Annotated in this window: 11 protein-coding genes; 5 read left to right on the top strand and 6 right to left on the bottom strand. The window is 48.8% G+C overall.

Features of this window, described 5'->3' with window-relative positions; translation table 11 throughout:
* The first annotated feature begins 155 nt into the window (after nucleotides 1-155).
* Both DFP97_RS00745 and DFP97_RS00740 read left to right on the top strand, forming a co-directional pair.
* On the top strand, nucleotides 156-1,109 hold the full coding sequence (locus tag DFP97_RS00745) for a LacI family DNA-binding transcriptional regulator (RefSeq protein WP_114378069.1): 954 nt from the start codon (nucleotides 156-158) through the stop codon (nucleotides 1,107-1,109).
* A gap of 572 nt (nucleotides 1,110-1,681) precedes the next feature.
* Nucleotides 1,682-2,959, top strand: coding sequence for an MFS transporter (locus DFP97_RS00740; protein WP_245975787.1), 1,278 nt, complete (start codon nucleotides 1,682-1,684; stop codon nucleotides 2,957-2,959).
* 58 nt (nucleotides 2,960-3,017) lie between these two features.
* On the opposite strand, the gene DFP97_RS00735 is transcribed toward DFP97_RS00740, so the two are convergent.
* The 4 genes from DFP97_RS00735 to DFP97_RS00720 form a co-directional block, all read right to left on the bottom strand.
* Nucleotides 3,018-4,688: an alpha-amylase family glycosyl hydrolase gene (locus DFP97_RS00735; protein ID WP_245975785.1), complete on the bottom strand. Its 1,671-nt coding sequence runs from the start codon at nucleotides 4,686-4,688 to the stop codon at nucleotides 3,018-3,020.
* Nucleotides 4,689-4,692: 4 nt separating this feature from the next.
* Complete coding sequence (locus DFP97_RS00730; RefSeq protein WP_114378313.1) at nucleotides 4,693-5,532, bottom strand: sugar ABC transporter permease; 840 nt, start codon at nucleotides 5,530-5,532, stop codon at nucleotides 4,693-4,695.
* 2 nt (nucleotides 5,533-5,534) lie between these two features.
* Nucleotides 5,535-6,848 carry a carbohydrate ABC transporter permease gene (locus tag DFP97_RS00725; protein ID WP_114378068.1) on the bottom strand — a complete coding sequence of 438 codons (1,314 nt, stop codon included), beginning with the start codon at nucleotides 6,846-6,848 and terminating at the stop codon, nucleotides 5,535-5,537.
* Nucleotides 6,849-6,994: 146 nt separating this feature from the next.
* The gene (locus DFP97_RS00720; RefSeq protein WP_114378067.1) at nucleotides 6,995-8,317 is read right to left on the bottom strand and encodes a sugar ABC transporter substrate-binding protein; all 1,323 of its coding nucleotides are present in this window, start codon (nucleotides 8,315-8,317) and stop codon (nucleotides 6,995-6,997) included.
* Between the two features lie 496 nt (nucleotides 8,318-8,813).
* On the opposite strand from DFP97_RS00720, the gene DFP97_RS00715 reads away from it, so the two are divergent.
* Both DFP97_RS00715 and DFP97_RS00710 read left to right on the top strand, forming a co-directional pair.
* A complete protein-coding gene (locus DFP97_RS00715) occupies nucleotides 8,814-9,842 on the top strand; it encodes a LacI family DNA-binding transcriptional regulator (RefSeq protein WP_181873299.1) in 1,029 nt (342 codons plus the stop codon).
* Nucleotides 9,843-9,847: 5 nt separating this feature from the next.
* Nucleotides 9,848-11,824, top strand: coding sequence for a glycoside hydrolase family 15 protein (locus DFP97_RS00710; RefSeq protein ID WP_245975783.1), 1,977 nt, complete (start codon nucleotides 9,848-9,850; stop codon nucleotides 11,822-11,824).
* Between the two features lie 118 nt (nucleotides 11,825-11,942).
* On the opposite strand, the gene DFP97_RS00705 is transcribed toward DFP97_RS00710, so the two are convergent.
* On the bottom strand, nucleotides 11,943-13,799 hold the full coding sequence (locus DFP97_RS00705; RefSeq protein WP_181873298.1) for a family 43 glycosylhydrolase: 1,857 nt from the start codon (nucleotides 13,797-13,799) through the stop codon (nucleotides 11,943-11,945).
* 420 nt (nucleotides 13,800-14,219) lie between these two features.
* On the opposite strand from DFP97_RS00705, the gene DFP97_RS00700 reads away from it, so the two are divergent.
* Nucleotides 14,220-14,657 (top strand): Dps family protein, encoded by a 438-nt coding sequence (locus DFP97_RS00700; protein WP_114378066.1) that lies wholly within the window; start codon nucleotides 14,220-14,222, stop codon nucleotides 14,655-14,657.
* Between the two features lie 120 nt (nucleotides 14,658-14,777).
* Here DFP97_RS00700 and DFP97_RS00695 read toward each other — a convergent pair whose 3' ends face one another.
* Nucleotides 14,778-15,410 carry a fumarylacetoacetate hydrolase family protein gene (locus DFP97_RS00695; protein ID WP_114378065.1) on the bottom strand — a complete coding sequence of 211 codons (633 nt, stop codon included), beginning with the start codon at nucleotides 15,408-15,410 and terminating at the stop codon, nucleotides 14,778-14,780.
* Nucleotides 15,411-15,422 lie beyond the last annotated feature (12 nt).

Raw genomic sequence — 15,422 nt, 5'->3', positions numbered from 1 at the left:
ATGAATCCCTCATTTCTTGAAAAACGAAGCTATAACAAATTATTCATAATTCGTTATATAGGTGCCAGTGTAAGTCGTTTGACTTACATCTGCAATCACGAGCCTCTTGCCAAAGGCATATGGTTCATGACATAATAACTTAAACGATTAAGTTAATGTTTTCCCTACTAAGGAGCTGTATTCCCATTAAAAAAGCTACGCTTAAGGATATTGCGAAGGCTGCCGATGTTTCTGTCGCTACGGTAAGCTATGTACTCAACAACGTTGCAAATCAGACAATCCCGGATGAAACAAAATGTCGGGTGCTGGACGCTGCAAAGCGATTGAACTACGTTCCGAATCTGGCTGCCCGATCGCTGGTAAAGCAAAAGTCTGGGCTAATTGGCATCCTCATCAACCGGGTAGATAACGAAGGTATTTGGAGACAGCTCCGTTACTCTTCATTTGTTAATCGGCTTGAGCGGCTTCTGACGGATCGAGGCTACCATGTCGTCCTGTCCAGCCTTGATGCCACCAATCCAAAGCTCGATATTATATCGGAACGCAAGCTGGATGGGGTATTTGTAGTAGACGTGAAACAGGAAAACTTCCATCTGATTTCAAGCCATTTTTCAGTAGGAGTGCCGCTGATCGTCGTTGATAGTATCATTGAGGATTCACTGTTCTATAAAGTGAATTATGATTATGAGGATGCTTTTTCAAAAGCAAAGGCCTCCTCCCTGCTGGAACCGGGCTATGTCATTATTGACAGCTTTAACAATGCAGAGCTTGCTCAATCTATTCGCTATAGAACCGGCATTGATCCAAGATTGATTCATGTTATGGAAGATGAAGAGAAGCTCAAACGGTTTCTTGAACAGAATGCGGAGAAAGGCGGTATTGTGCTGAACGAGCTCGTAGGGGCGATCGCAGCCAAGTATGTTAACCCGTCAAAGCTTTCCGTCATTTGCACCGCAGATTGCCCTGAAATCCTGCCGATAGCAGTGAATCGGATTCAGTATGATAATCGGAAGTCCGAGGAAGCTTTTCAGCTTATGATGAAGCTTCTAGACAATCCGATGAATGGTCCTGAACATAAATATATTGAAGTAAAAGCTAGTCAAAGGTAGCGGCCGTACCTTGTATTACTCCAACATATCGGCAGCTAGCTAAATACCGTCGCCGAGCAGCCCCTTTTCTAGTAACCAACTAGCGGAAATTTGTGGTCTTATTCATCTTGAAATGCGCTTTTTCCAAATAATAACGGTAAAAATTGGACCTATTTGGCTTTAAAAAGCACTTTACCCACTTTAACCTCAGAATGACTATAATAAGGCCATAAATTACCGTTATTTAGGAATACGGAGCTCTGTAAGGTTAAATAGCGCCTATATTTACCGCTAATCGGACATCGTGAATGATGGATGGGCAACGTGGATGACGGATGGTGGATGATGGATGGTGCACCGTGGATGATGGATGGTGCAGCGTTGATGACGGATGGTGAATGGTGAACTTAAAGTAGCCTCAGTTAAGCAGAGTAAACTCTGCCTTTTATTTTAATAACTTAAACGTTTAAGTCATTCGTTTGTATGTTCCGTTTGTAGCCCGCGTGGTCTATTTTCAAAAAGCTGCTTGCGCTTGTGCTTGTGCTTACGCTTGTGCTTACGCTTCACACCACTAACATCAAGGAGGAATCACTATGCTTGAACTAGCAAAAAATTCAGAGACCAACGCATCCGCCGTCCGGCAGCAAAGACCCGGTACAATGTCCATTTGGCGCAACCGCACGTTTATGTTCGTCTTCTCCAGCTACGGCTTATCACTGCTTGGGAATACCTTTCACAGCATCGCGCTTAACCTGTGGGTGCTGCAAACGACCGGAAGCGCTAAGCTCATGTCCGTCGTACTTATAACTCATCTTGTTATCAGCATGCTGTTCGGGTCATTCGCCGGCACTATCGCCGACCGGTCGGACCGCCGCACATTAATGTGGGCAACCGATCTCGTCCGTTTTGTACTTGTCGCTGCGATCGCTGTCCTCATCTATTTGCCGGGTATACCGTTTATTTTTATCGTTATTTTAACCGGTATTGTTGCTTTCGCCGGTGTGCTTCGTACGCCAGCCTTTCAAGCTTCTCTCTTCGATATTGTTGGCAAGGAGCAGCTGACACAGGCCGCTTCCGCCATCAGCGTTGCAGATAATATAATTCGTATATCAGGCTTCGCGCTCGGTGGTATTGCGGTCGCCGCTTTCGGAGGCGTATTTGCAATAGCAATTGATGCAGTCACCTTCCTGCTGTCCGCCATCCTTCTGCTGTTTGCAGGCAAATTCCGTTATGCGGCTGCCAAGGACATCACGAAGCCGAAAGCATCATTTAAACAAGATTTACTAGACGGGTTCCGCTACGTCTGGAATGATTCTTTTGCCAGAGCCGCCGTCATTCTGCTTCCGCTTGTCATGTTCTTCTTCCTGTCTACGTTTATGCTTATTCAAGTGATGGCGGTTCAGGTGTGGAAGGCGGAGCCTTTCGTATTCGGTTTGATGGAAGCCTGTATCCCATTAGGTTACGTGGCCGGCTCCATCCTCATTATGCGATTCGATCATCGTTTAAAAAACAGAGGCAAATGGATCATAGGAAGTACGATCCTGATGGGACCGTTATTCATTGCTATTGCCCAGATACCTAGTGCAGCGATTGCCCTGCCGTTCATTTTACTAGTAGGCTTCCTGTTCTCGTTCAGCACGACCATCATCTATATCGTTCTTCGAGTCGTCATTGATCCTGCTTTGCAAGGCAGAGTGTTCGGTCTGCTCGGTGCATTAACGAGTGTGGCACCTCCAATCGGTCTAGCCGTCTTTTCTACTCTTTCCGACCTTTATGGACCAGCAATTATTATAACGATAAGCGGCACAGCCATGCTCCTTATGGGCATCATAGCTTACAGCCGCATGAAGTCGATCAGACAATTCAAATAGCGGGTTTAACGCAAAAAAAGGAAACGCCAATTACAATAGGCATTTCCTTTTTCGTAAACTATTTAAGAACTACCGTACTATAAGCCGGCAGCGTCAGCTTGCTTTCTTCCAACTGCGAGCCGTCGCTTGACGAATGTGTGATTTCTTTGAATACGCCGTACGTTTGGGAAGGCAGTAGTTCTGTCATTTGCTCCTCGCCCGATAAATTATGTACGATGAGCACACGTTCTTTTTCTGTGACGCGCACATAGACACTCAGCTTTGAATTAGCAGGCTGCAGCTTGAATTCTGCTATACCTCCGTCACGTAAAGCCGGCTCTTCGTTGCGCCATCCAATTAGCGTGCGGTAATGACTAAGCATAGACTGCCCATCTGCCGTCTGCGATTCAACCGACACCGCGCCAGCCTCAGCATTGTGGCGCGATTGCTCCCAAGTCGTCTGGCCTTCGCCGCCGCTTGGGTCGCGATACCACAGCATCGGCTCACGAATGTACTCATCCGGCTTAGCGCCCTTCATGCCAAGCTCCTCGCCATAATACAGAAATGGCGTACCCGGCAGCGTCAGCAGCAGCGACGCAGCCATTTTGGCATGATCGATATTGCCGTTCAGCACGGTCATTACACGATTCTGATCATGGTTGCTGAGGAACGGCGCATCGACGAAAGTACCGCCTGATGATTTCTCATAAACGCCGTATGCACGGCCGAGCGAAAAAGCAAGATCGGCATCCTGCTCGCTGTCCGCCGCGCTGAGCAAACGGTCCGCTAAATCAAAGTGAAACGCCGAGTTAAGCGCTTGATCGAAATATGGAGCGATAACGGTCAGTGAATCCCACACCTCGCCGATTAAATACGCCTCCGGATTCACCTCGTTCATTCCCGTGCGGAACTCCTGCCACCATTTTTTGTTGGCCGCTTGTATGTCCGGCGTGCTTGCCGTCGATGCGAAATCCCCGTAGATGTGTTTTGCCGCATCCAGCCGGAACCCGTCTAAGCCCTGCGCGAGCCAATATTGTCCGATCTTAATCATTTCCTCGCGAACCTTCGGCTCATCGAAGTTGAGGTCAGGCATCCCTTCCCAGAAGACACCCAGATACTTAAGACTTCCGTATTTATGCCAAGGGTCGCCGCCTACCGCCCCGTCCGCCTTCACTTGGTTCTCCGCTCCCGCAAATGTATACCAGCTGCGGTAAGGACTGTTCTCATCGGCGAGCGCTTCCTTAAACCATGGATGCTCCTTGCTCGTGTGATTAACAACAAGATCCATAATGATCTTAATATCACGCTTATGCGCTTCGTCCAACAGCTTCTTTAAATCATCCAACGTGCCATATTCCGGATTAACCGCATAATAGTCGGTCGTATCGTAGCCATGGTAGCTTGGTGAGGCGTTAATCGGCATAAGCCAAATACCGCCGATGCCAAGCTCCTTCAAATAATCTAGCTTAGCGGTTACGCCGTTCAAATCGCCGATGCCGTCGCCATTCGTATCGTAGAAGGAACGGACAAATATCTCATAATATACCCCGCCGGGCTGTTCATCTATCTCATAGGAGGCAGCGGCAGGCTCCCCGCCTGCACCGTTGTCCGCTGCTTCGTTCACTTTTGAAGGAGGAGATGCCTCATTCCCTGCATGGTTACCTTCATTCGAGGTACAGGCAGTGAATACGGCAAGCATAATCGAACAGAGCAGCACCACACCAGCGTAACGTAACCGATCGTGAATCATGCCATCATCCCTTCGAGGCGCCGGACGTCAAGCCCTGTACCAAGAACTTTTGAAGGAAGACAAACAAGAGCGTAATCGGAATGGCAATTAATACGGCTCCGGCTGCAAATAGCGTAAAGTTACTGTTTTGGTACGAGTTAACCAAATCCCACATCCCGACCGCAAGCGTCCAGTTTTCTTTGCTGCGAAGCACCAACCTCGCGAAAATAAAGTCGACCCATGCTCCCGTAAACGTAGTCAGCGCCACGTAAGTGAGCATCGGACGCGACAACGGCAGCATGATTTTGATGAAAACCTGCGTATGCGATGCACCGTCAATTCGTGCCGCTTCATCCAGGCTGCGCGGAATGGTGTCGTAGAACCCTTTGACAACGAAGCCGCCAAGCACCGAACCCGCCGAATAGACGAGAATAAGCGCCGCATGGGTGTCGAGCAAATTAAGCTGCAATAAGAAAATAAAGATAGCAATCATACTCATGAAGCCGGGAAACATGCCGAGAACGAGCATGACCGTAAGCGTGTTTTTGCGGCCGCGGAAGCGGAAGCGCGAAAGAGCATACATGCTTAGCGTAGTAAGAATCGTTGAGAAAATCATCGTCAGCGTTGCGATTTTGAGCGTATTCAGATACCAAACCCCATAGCGGAAGCTTGGATTCGTAAACAACTCCTTATAATGCGCCAGCGTGAATGTATCCGGTATGAGCTTCGGACTGAACAGAGCCGTTCCCGGACGCAAGGACGAAAGCAGCACCCATAGAGCCGGATAAATCGCGCATACGGCGATTGCGATCAGAACCAAATAGCTTAGCGTCAGTCGAATGAAGGTTGCAGTTTTGCGCCCCATTTTCATTGGATCATATCCTCCTCTTTGAATGACCGCGAGCGGCGATAGTTCCATATGGAGAAGGACGCCACGATCAAGAATATGATAATGCCGATTGCGGAAGCCATATTGAATTGGCTATTGTTCAGCGTCAGCTTATACAGCCACGTAACGAGCAAATCGGTGCTTCCGGCGAATTGATAATCGCCTTTGACCGGATCGCCGTTCGTAAGCAGGAAAATAACGTTAAAGTTATTAATGTTTCCGGCGAACTGCATAATAAGAATCGGTGCTGTTGAGAACAGGATAAACGGAACGGTAATAATTTTGAACTTTTGAAAGCCGGATGCCCCGTCGACATCCGCCGCTTCATACAGATCCTTCGGAATTGCCGTCAACACGCCCAAAATAAGCACCATCGACACCGGAATGCCGACCCACATATTTACCAAAATAACGGTAACCTTCGCCCAGAACGGATCGGTCAGCCAAGGCAGCTTGCCTAGACCGAAATAGCCCAAGTACTGATTAACCGGTCCGAATTGTCCGTTGAACAGATTACGCATAACGAGAAGCGAAATAAGCTGCGGGATGGCGTACGGAATAATGAATAATGTCCGCCAGAGCTTTTTCAAACGAACGCCCTTCGACTCAATCAGCAGCGCAACAAGCATGCCGCCGAAATAAGTGGTAACCGTAGCGATAACCGCCCAAACAATCGTCCATGTAAATACGCCTATGAAGGTATGACTCCAGGTTTTCAGCGTCAACAGATTGGCGAAAGTCTCAAAGCCCACCCAGTCGACAAGCGCTTTCGGCGGAATATGATTAGGCGATGCATAGTTGGTGAAAGCAAGCATGATCATGAAGACAATTGGCATAATGGTCAAAAATAATACGCCCAGAGCCGGAATCGCCAACATTAACAGCGGAAAATTCTTATCCGTCACATAGGCCCACGTCTTTTTGAAATCTGGAACAGCCATGCCTTTATCTCTCAAGCTTCCGTTCCGGTAAGCATCGCGAATATTCATAATGTAGATGGTCATAAATATCGCAAAAATAAGAATCGTTATCAGACCGCTTATCAACAGGAAAATGGAATGGTCCCCTGGAACGGGAACATTGATTCTGCCTACTTTTTTAAGCCCTTGCGTCTTTTCCCCTAGTGTAACAACACCCCAAATAGCCTTGCCTATATTCGGTACAAGATATATAAGCGCTGTCGCGTTGACAGCTATTAATAGCAAGCCCTTAACGAATTGCCGGTTATACAATTGGCCAAGACCCATGAAGAGTACTGATAGAATAGCCGCTATGCTGCGATGACGATTCATACCGCCTGGCTCCCTTCCTTTCATTTGAGAAAACGATTAGTAAGCGTCATAAGCGTAAACGGCAGAAGCCGGCCTTTGGCGCGTATGAAGTAAACATCGGTTCACCCGCCGAATCAATTCGACGGGTGAGATCCGGGCTTGCCGTATTATTTTGCTGCCGCTGCGCCGTTATTTGCGTCTTTAATTTGCTGTACGGCGTTATCAAGAGCCTCTTTCGCGTCTTTGCCGGAGTTCCATACGTCAGCGAATGCTGCCGCGATTGGGCTCCATACGTTACCCATTTCCGGGATGGAAGGCATTGGCGTCGATTGGTTGAACTGAGCAACGAAGCCTTTAACAATTTCGTTCGATTGAACAGATGGATCGTTTGTTGCTTCAATGTTAGCTGGAATTGCGCCTGTCAATTCGAAATCCTTCAGTTGAGCTGCTTTTGTCGAAGCAAAGCTTGCGAACAAGCGTGCAGCTTGCGGGTATTTCGAGAATTGGTTCACGTACCAAGCTTTAACGCCGGAGAAGGAGGATGCCGGTTGACCGTTGATGCTTGGAAGCGGAGCCACGCCGAAATCGATGCCTGCGTTTTTGTAATCCGCGATTGTCCAAGGACCGTTAATATCCATTGCAAGCGTTCCGCCTGTGAACAAGCCTTTTTTGATATCGTAAGTGATGTCGCCGGAATTCAAAGGAAGGATACTGTTTTTCAGGGAGCCGTAGTATTTCACGCCGCTGATTGCGCCTTCCGTGTTAAGGCCGATGTCGTCTTTGTTTTGACCGTTGTCGCCATATACATATCCGCCTGTGGAGATGAACGGGTAGTTGAAGTAGAAGTTACCAACATCCCACATAAGAGCGTATTTGTTGTTAGGCACATCATTGAACGTTTTTGCGAACTCTACGATTTCGTCAAACGTTTTTGGCGCTTCTTTGATTAGTGCTTTGTTGTAAAACAATGCGTATGTTTCGATCGAACGGGGGTAGCCGTAAAGCACACCGTCGTATGTTACCGCGTTTACCGCGATTTCGGAGTTTTCGCTTTTGGATTTTTCTTCATAGAAGTCGTTCGGCAATACAAGCCCAGCCGTTACCGCTCTGCCCAGGTTATCGTGAGGGAAAACAACAACGTCAGCGCCGAGGCCTGCAGGCCCGTCAGTTGTCAGCTTCGTTACTTGATCCGCTGCGCCAACCTCTTCGAATCTCACTTCAATACCGTATTTCTCCGTAAATTCCTTCGCGATTGCTTCTACGAATGGACGCTCTTCTTTACTTTCCCATACGAGCAGCGATGCGCCCTCTTCTGGAGTAATATCTTCGGCATCGGCAGCGCCTTCATTTGTGTTACCCGCTGCAGTATTGTTTGCCGGAGCATTCGTTGCGTTTCCAGCGCCCTCTGTATTACCTCCTTTATTCGCTCCGCCGCAAGCGGAAATGATAAACAAGGCAACGATTAATGACATTACAAACCACTTTTTCATGCTAGGTAATCCCCCTCCATAATGTGTTTCATGCCTTTTCTGAAATAGCGCCGTCCATACCATTCCTTTAGCTCACTTTCATAAAATGCTGTTATTATACAAACAATAAGCGTTCAGGACTCGGATCTACATGCTCTTATTTAAAAGCCTGGATCACAATCCGCGCAAACGTTTGTACAAGCATCGCTAGAAAATGCTGTGGAATCGGATAAATTGCCATTTCACACAGTTTTATGCTAGTAGAATTGTTTTGTAAGCGTTATATTCGTGTTTTCATCATACAACAGGGAATGGGGTTTGTTAAAACGTTTGCACAGTTCAATATTCAGCAAAAATAATAGGTTATCTGTTATTTCCGCCTATTTTCTCTTTCTTATTCAGTTTTTTAACATTTGTGAAACGCTTTCCGAAGATATATATTTACATTTAGACAACAGTTGCATTAGGATGAAGCATATAAAGCACAAACGATTGCGCGATGGGGGCTCAATTTATCATGGTAACCATTAAAGATATTGCAAAAGCAGCTGGGGTGTCACCTTCTACGGTTTCCAGGGTCGTCTCCAATCACCCTAGAATTAGTAAAGCAACCTCATTAAAGGTAAAGCGCTTTATGGAGGAAATGGGCTATCATCCGAACGTGATGGCGAAGAGTCTCGTTTCAAAGACGACTCAGACACTCGCGATTATGCTGCCCCGGCCTGCCGAAGAGCTGTTTCAGGATTTTTTCTTCGGTGAATTGCTGCGCGGAATACTGGCACAATCGACACGGGCGGGCTATGATATGCTGCTGACGGCAGCCACCTCCCCGCACGATGAGACAGAAACGGTATCCCGTCTCGTATTCGGGCGCAGAGTTGACGGCGTTATTTTGTTATCTTCACGCGTGAATGACCCATTAATCGATTTATTGAATAAACACAACTTCCCTACTGTATTAATTGGGCGAACGGAAGATCATCCGAATATTTTATCTGTCGACAACAACAATGAACAAGCAGCCTATGATGCGACGCAGCATTTGATCATCCAAGGCCATGAACGAATCGGCTTCGTCAGCGGACCGCCTGCATTAACGGTGGCGCACGACCGGATGGCGGGCTATCGCCGGGCCATGAACGATGCGGGTCTGCAGGTACGCTCGGAATGGATCGTTGAAGGCGAATTTCTGCAGCAGAGCGGCTATCGCGCCATGTCTTTCATGATGGGCTTGCCCGAGAGACCGAGCGGCTTAGTCGTCATTGACGACGTTGTCGGCTTCGGCGTATTACGGGGCTTAACCGAGCTTGGCTACAAGGTGCCCGAAGATCTCAGTATCGTCAGCTTCAATAACATCGCTCTGTCCGAGCTTGCGACACCCCCGATCAGCTCTATTGATATCGGAACGTATCAGCTTGGCTACACGGCATCGCAAATGCTAATTCGACTTATTCAAGAAGAAACTGTACATCAAAGCCGAATGATTATTCCGCATAGACTGATCGTTCGCGAATCATCCATACAAACCGTATCCAAAAGGAGTTGACAGCATTGTCGGACAAAAAACCGTTTTTAGTGGATGCTATTATCGGCAATTCCAAGTTTCTGGCATCACTCGGCCGCACAGGAAAGATGTATCGCCTATGGTGGCCGAATATTGACTTGCCGCAGCATGTCGATGCGGTCCGCACAGGTATTCAATGGGAGCAATCCGCCGTTTCATGGTTTGATGAAGAGGCGGAAGGCTGGACTCATGAGGCTGCATACGTTTCAAAAACGAATATTTTGCGCGTAAACGCATGTTCCGACCAGCAGCCCCTTCAAATTGAAAGCTTACATTTCGCCGTTCCCGGTCATGATCTCATCGTACGCGAATATACATTCACTAACGTAAGCGATCAGCCTGCTTCATTTTCGTTTGTCCTTCATTCTTCTTTCCTTATGAGCGAAAATCAGCTTTATAACACGACCCTGTTTAACGCAGATGATGACTCTTTGGTTCATTTCCGCCATAAGTATTATTTTGCGCTTTCAAGTGCAAACGTATGCACTCAGTATCAAGCAGGGCTAGCGTGGGAATCGGTTCAAAACGGCGAGCTAGACGGTAAAGGAATCGATATGAGACCGGACGGCGCTTTAAAATGGAGCATAGAACAGCTGGCAGCCGGCGCTTCCGTAACGATTCCCGTCTACATTGCGGCTGGACATGATGAAGCAACTGCGCTGCAGCAAATGCGTAATGCGAAGAGCAAAGCAAGCTCCGAATGGATTGCGGAAACGACGGCATATTGGAGCGATTACTTGGCGGCGGCAGCGCCCTGCCCCATTGATGATGCCGAGATTTCTGATTTGTACGAACGCTCGCTGCTTATGTTTAAGCTTATGTCCGATGAACAAACGGGCAGCATTATTGCCGCTCCTGAGTTCGACGAAAAATTTGAACGCTGCGGCGGTTATTCGTTCTGTTGGGGCCGGGATGCCGCATTCATTACAACCGCGCTTGATAAAGCAGGTCTTGGATCGCTATCCGACAGCTTCTATGCATGGACGCTTTCGGCCCAATCGCCGGATGGCTCTTGGCAGCAGCGCCACTATCACGACGGCAGCTTAGCTCCGTCATGGGGCTTGCAAATCGATGAAGGCTCGTCCATCCTATGGGGAATGTGGCAGCATTATTTGGAGAAAAAGGACAGCCGCTTCGCTGAGCAAGTATGGCCGGCTGTAGAGAAAGGCGCTTCCTTCCTGATCAGCTACCTGGATGCAGAAAGCGGCTTGCCTAAGCCGAGCATAGACCTGTGGGAAGAGCGTGAGGCGTCGCATACTTACTCCTCCGCTGCTGTATATGGCGGCTTGACCACAGCCGCAAGTTTTGCTGAGCTGGCTGGCAGACCTGAGCTGGCATCCGAGTGGACAGCTGCGGCTGAGCGGATTGCAGCCGCGATTACTGAGCTCTGCTGGAATGAGGAGCTAGGCAGCTTCTATCGCGGCGTTAACCTTACCGTTAATGCGGTTAAATATGAACAGGCTCTCGCCGGCGGCGCTGCCGGTCATATTACGGTAACCAATAAAGGCTACAAAAAACATGTACTCGCTCACGATCCCATCCTTGACATCAGCTTGCTCGGTATCTCCGTCCCATTCGCCGCTGTTCCGGCAGATCACGACTATATGCGCCGAACCGCCGATGCTGTGGAAGCCGCGTTAACCGTCCCGGGTGTCGGCGGCATCAAACGCTACGAGGATGACATTTATATCGGCGGCAATCCATGGATCCTTACGACGCTATGGCTCGCCCACTACCGTATCCAGACCGGAAGCATCGATGATGCTAAGCGCTTGCTCAAGTGGGCGCTCGATCACCGTACCGAGACTGGCTTGCTCCCCGAGCAGGTTGACAAAAAAACAGGCGAAACCGCTTGGGTCGTACCGCTCACCTGGTCGCACGCGATGTTTATATTGACGATCTTTATGCTCGCGGAAGCGGAAGCTGCCAGCGGCGTCACTACTAGCGAAGCAGCTGTTAAATAGAAAATAACGCTAACCAGCGGTTCAAGGAAATGTCCTTGGACCGCTGGTTTTTTGGTTTATGGATAAATGGACGAAAACCCGCCGGGCAGTCCGGTGCTCATGAGCTTATAAGCGGCTCTTACTGTGCAATGAGCTGCCACTTCTGGGAGGCAAAGCCGTTGCCGGTCCAAATCTGTACGTTCGTACCGTTGGCGGTTCCTCCGTTTGCCACATCCAGCGCCTTGCCGCTGCCGGTGTTCACCAATGTGTAAGTGCCGTCGGTATTCAGATTGATATTCCATTTCTGTGCAGACAGTCCGTTACTGTCCCAAATCTGTACGTTGGTGCCGTCGGCCGTACCGCCGTTCGCTACATCCAGCACTTTGTTACTGCCGACGTTAAGCAGCTTGTAAGTCCCATCGGAATTTTTCGTAATGGTCCACTTTTGCGGGTTAAAGCCGTTGTCTTCCCAAATCTGCACGTTGGTGCCGTTGGCCGTCCCGCCGTTGGCTACGTCCAGCGCCTTGTTGCTGCCGACATTGATCAGCTTGTAAGTGGCTCCGGAAATAACAGGCTCGTTCATTTTTTTGCCCCAGATGGCGGTACCGCTTTGATTGTATCCGGAGTAGACGTAAGTTCGGCGGTTTTTCTCCCAATCCCACGACTCCATCACTTTCACCGTATCGATCCAATAGTCCCCCGGAGCCTGACCGGGTGCGTACCAGTTCAGCTTAAGCGTATTAGGAGCGGTAAACTCCCAGAAGTTGGAGCTGGATTCCGATCCGATCTTGCCGCTGGCGAGAAGGGCTACGGAGGTGGACGTGATTTTTCCGTTATTGCCACGGTCCAGCACGATCGACTCCCAATTGCCTGCAACTACGTTCGCGGATAAGGTCGTTTCAGTTTCGCCGGTGTAACGCTCCGGGGATACGACGGGCCAGCCGTTCACCCACATCATTTTGCGGACGTGCAGATATGTCCAGTTCTTGTCTGCCTCTCCACGCGCGTGATGGATCATATACCAGTTGGTCCCGTCCTGCAGAATGGTGTTGTGCCCGGGCCCATACCAGCCGTCGGCCCCGCTGAATCCGTAGCTGCCTAAAACCTTGGTTCCGACCTCTGATGGAGCCAGCGTCGTATTGGTCAGCGCGTTTCCGTTAAAATCCACGTATGGGCCGGTAATGCTGGAGGAGCGTCCCACGCGGACATTATAGTCGAATGCGCTGCAGCAGCTGTCGTAGGAGGTGAACAAATAATACTTTTGATCCGACGTATTATAAACCAAATTTGGACCCTCCACGCCGCCGTTTACGCTGGAAGCGCGTTTGGCAATGAGGGTTCCTTGACCGTAAGTAACTAATTTGCCCGTTGCGGCATCGATGCGGTTCACGTAAATACCGCCGAAGAAGGAGCCATAGCTCATCCACGGGTTGCCGGAAGCGTCAAAGATGATGTTCGGGTCAATGGCATTGGCCTGATAGCTGTCCCCATCCTTTGTTTTGAAGACTTCCCCCTTATCGCTCCAGGGCCCTGCAGGAGAACTGGAGGTGGCCACGCCGATGTAGGAGGTCCGTGTACCGAATTGGGATGCGCAATAATAGAGGTAATAGGTGCTCCCCATCTTCACGATTTCAGGAGCCCAGATCACGTCGACGCCGGTCCAGCTTTTGGCTCCGGCCGGCATGCCGCTGAAGGCGTAGCCGTACCAGGACCAGTTCACCAGATCCGTGGAGCGTCTGACTTGAATACCGGGCGTAGCTGTTCCGCCTACCTTGTAATCGGTGGAATACATCCAGTAAAATCCGCCGTCTTTGATGACCTCCGGGTCATGCACATTCATGATGTTCCATTTGGTTTCGTTGTTGATGTTCGCCGTGTCGTACATGGGATAGCTAGGAGGCGGAGCGGGAACTGCCATGGCTACAGCTTGAAAGAGCAGCATAAATGCGAGCAGGGGGAAAAACAATAATGCCGGTTTTTTAACAAATTGTTTCATGATTATAAATTCCTCCCTAAATGAATGTGTTACAGTTTCATATAAAGCGCTTGCAAAAAAACTTCCACCTCCCGGTACCAAACAGGAATCCCCATAAATTAATTAATGTTATGGTTAATTTATTAATGATTATAGTACTGGAAGCGCTTGCAGTCAATATTCTTTTGTAGTATTAATAATCTTAATAATTAATTGATTTATTCATAACCACACAAAAAACAAGCCCCCTGCAGGGGCTTGTCTTTCCTTGTCTCCACTGTGACATTTTGCCGCTCATAACGACTTGACAAAAGCTCTGTATTTTATAATAATTATAAATAAGTAATTAGTCTAATTTAAATTACAGATGCAGAAATTCTTATCTCTCTCGTATCCGCAAACTATTTGTAGCGCAGACTATCTTCAGAAAGGATGATAAATATGACTACTATTCAAGAGCATTTAAATCGGCAAATCGCAAACTGGAGCGTGCTTTACATTAAGCTGCACAATTACCACTGGTATGTGAAGGGCTCTCAATTCTTTACGCTGCATGCGAAATTTCAAGAATTTTATGAGGAAGCGGCCCTTCATGTGGATGAGATCGCAGAACGTCTACTGGCGCTGAAAGGTCAGCCAATGGCGAAAATGAGCGATTACTTATCGGCTTCAAGCATCAAGGAAGCATCCGGCGAAGAAGACGCGGTTCAAATGGTCGATCAACTAATCGGCGATTTCACTACCGTCATCGGCGAGCTTAAGGAAGGCATGCAAGCTGCGCAAGCAGCCGGCGACGAGACGACAGCCGATATGCTGCTCGCCATTCATACGACGCTTGAGAAGCATGTGTGGATGCTGAGCGCTTTTAACGGACGATAACAAGACTATTTAGCTATACGAAAATTTCACCCGATAAATAAATATTAACTTCCGTTTTGCAAAAAAATAACCCGTCAGGCGATAGAGCAACAAATGCTCAGCGCATGACGGGTTTTTACTCTATACAAGCTTAACCGAACAACTTCCGACAGTCGTGCCAGCCCAAACCGCTTGGAGCTGATCGCCGTCATGCAAAGCAGCTACGCCTGCCGGCGTTCCCGTGTAGATGATGTCCCCAACTCCAAGACCGTAGTGCTCGCCAACATACATAATAAGCTCAGAGACGTTAAATAGCATATCGGCCGGGTTACCCCGTTGAGCCTCTTCCCCATTGTGCATTAACACAAATTCACTGCCAGCAAGCGCAGCTGCCCCAGGATAAGCGAACCATTCGCCAAGCGGAGCCGAGCCTTTGAACCCTTTTGCCGCAAGCCAAGGCTGTCCCTTCGCCTTCAGCTTCGATTGCACGTCGCGCAGCGTCAAATCAAGCCCGAGCGCCATCGCGTCAATGCAAAGCTCGGTATCGATGTCCCGCTCATAAGCACGTCCGATTCGGAGTACGATCTCCAATTCAAAATGCACCTCGCCCATATTTCCCGGAAGCCCGACGATGTTTCCGGCCATAGGTACAACAGCGTGGGTCGGCTTCGTGAAAACTAGCGGCTCCTCAGGCACTTCGTTGCCGAGCTCTAATGCGTGAAGTCTATAATTACGGCCTATACAATAAATATTGCGAATCTCATTAGCGCTCATCGATAAACCAGC

The sequence above is a fragment of the Paenibacillus prosopidis genome (assembly GCF_003337375.1).
GTDB lineage: Bacteria > Bacillota > Bacilli > Paenibacillales > Paenibacillaceae > Pristimantibacillus > Pristimantibacillus prosopidis.
This window is presented reverse-complemented; position numbering and strand designations above follow the sequence as displayed.

Coding starts and splice junctions, on each gene's coding strand:
- DFP97_RS00745 (WP_114378069.1), top strand. CDS start 156: ATGTTTTCCCTACTAAGGAGCTGTATTCCCATTAAAAAAGCTACGCTT.
- DFP97_RS00740 (WP_245975787.1), top strand. CDS start 1,682: ATGCTTGAACTAGCAAAAAATTCAGAGACCAACGCATCCGCCGTCCGG.
- DFP97_RS00735 (WP_245975785.1), bottom strand. CDS start 4,688: ATGATTCACGATCGGTTACGTTACGCTGGTGTGGTGCTGCTCTGTTCG.
- DFP97_RS00730 (WP_114378313.1), bottom strand. CDS start 5,532: ATGGGGCGCAAAACTGCAACCTTCATTCGACTGACGCTAAGCTATTTG.
- DFP97_RS00725 (WP_114378068.1), bottom strand. CDS start 6,848: ATGAATCGTCATCGCAGCATAGCGGCTATTCTATCAGTACTCTTCATG.
- DFP97_RS00720 (WP_114378067.1), bottom strand. CDS start 8,317: ATGAAAAAGTGGTTTGTAATGTCATTAATCGTTGCCTTGTTTATCATT.
- DFP97_RS00715 (WP_181873299.1), top strand. CDS start 8,814: ATGGTAACCATTAAAGATATTGCAAAAGCAGCTGGGGTGTCACCTTCT.
- DFP97_RS00705 (WP_181873298.1), bottom strand. CDS start 13,799: ATGAAACAATTTGTTAAAAAACCGGCATTATTGTTTTTCCCCCTGCTC.
- DFP97_RS00700 (WP_114378066.1), top strand. CDS start 14,220: ATGACTACTATTCAAGAGCATTTAAATCGGCAAATCGCAAACTGGAGC.
- DFP97_RS00695 (WP_114378065.1), bottom strand. CDS start 15,410: ATGAGCGCTAATGAGATTCGCAATATTTATTGTATAGGCCGTAATTAT.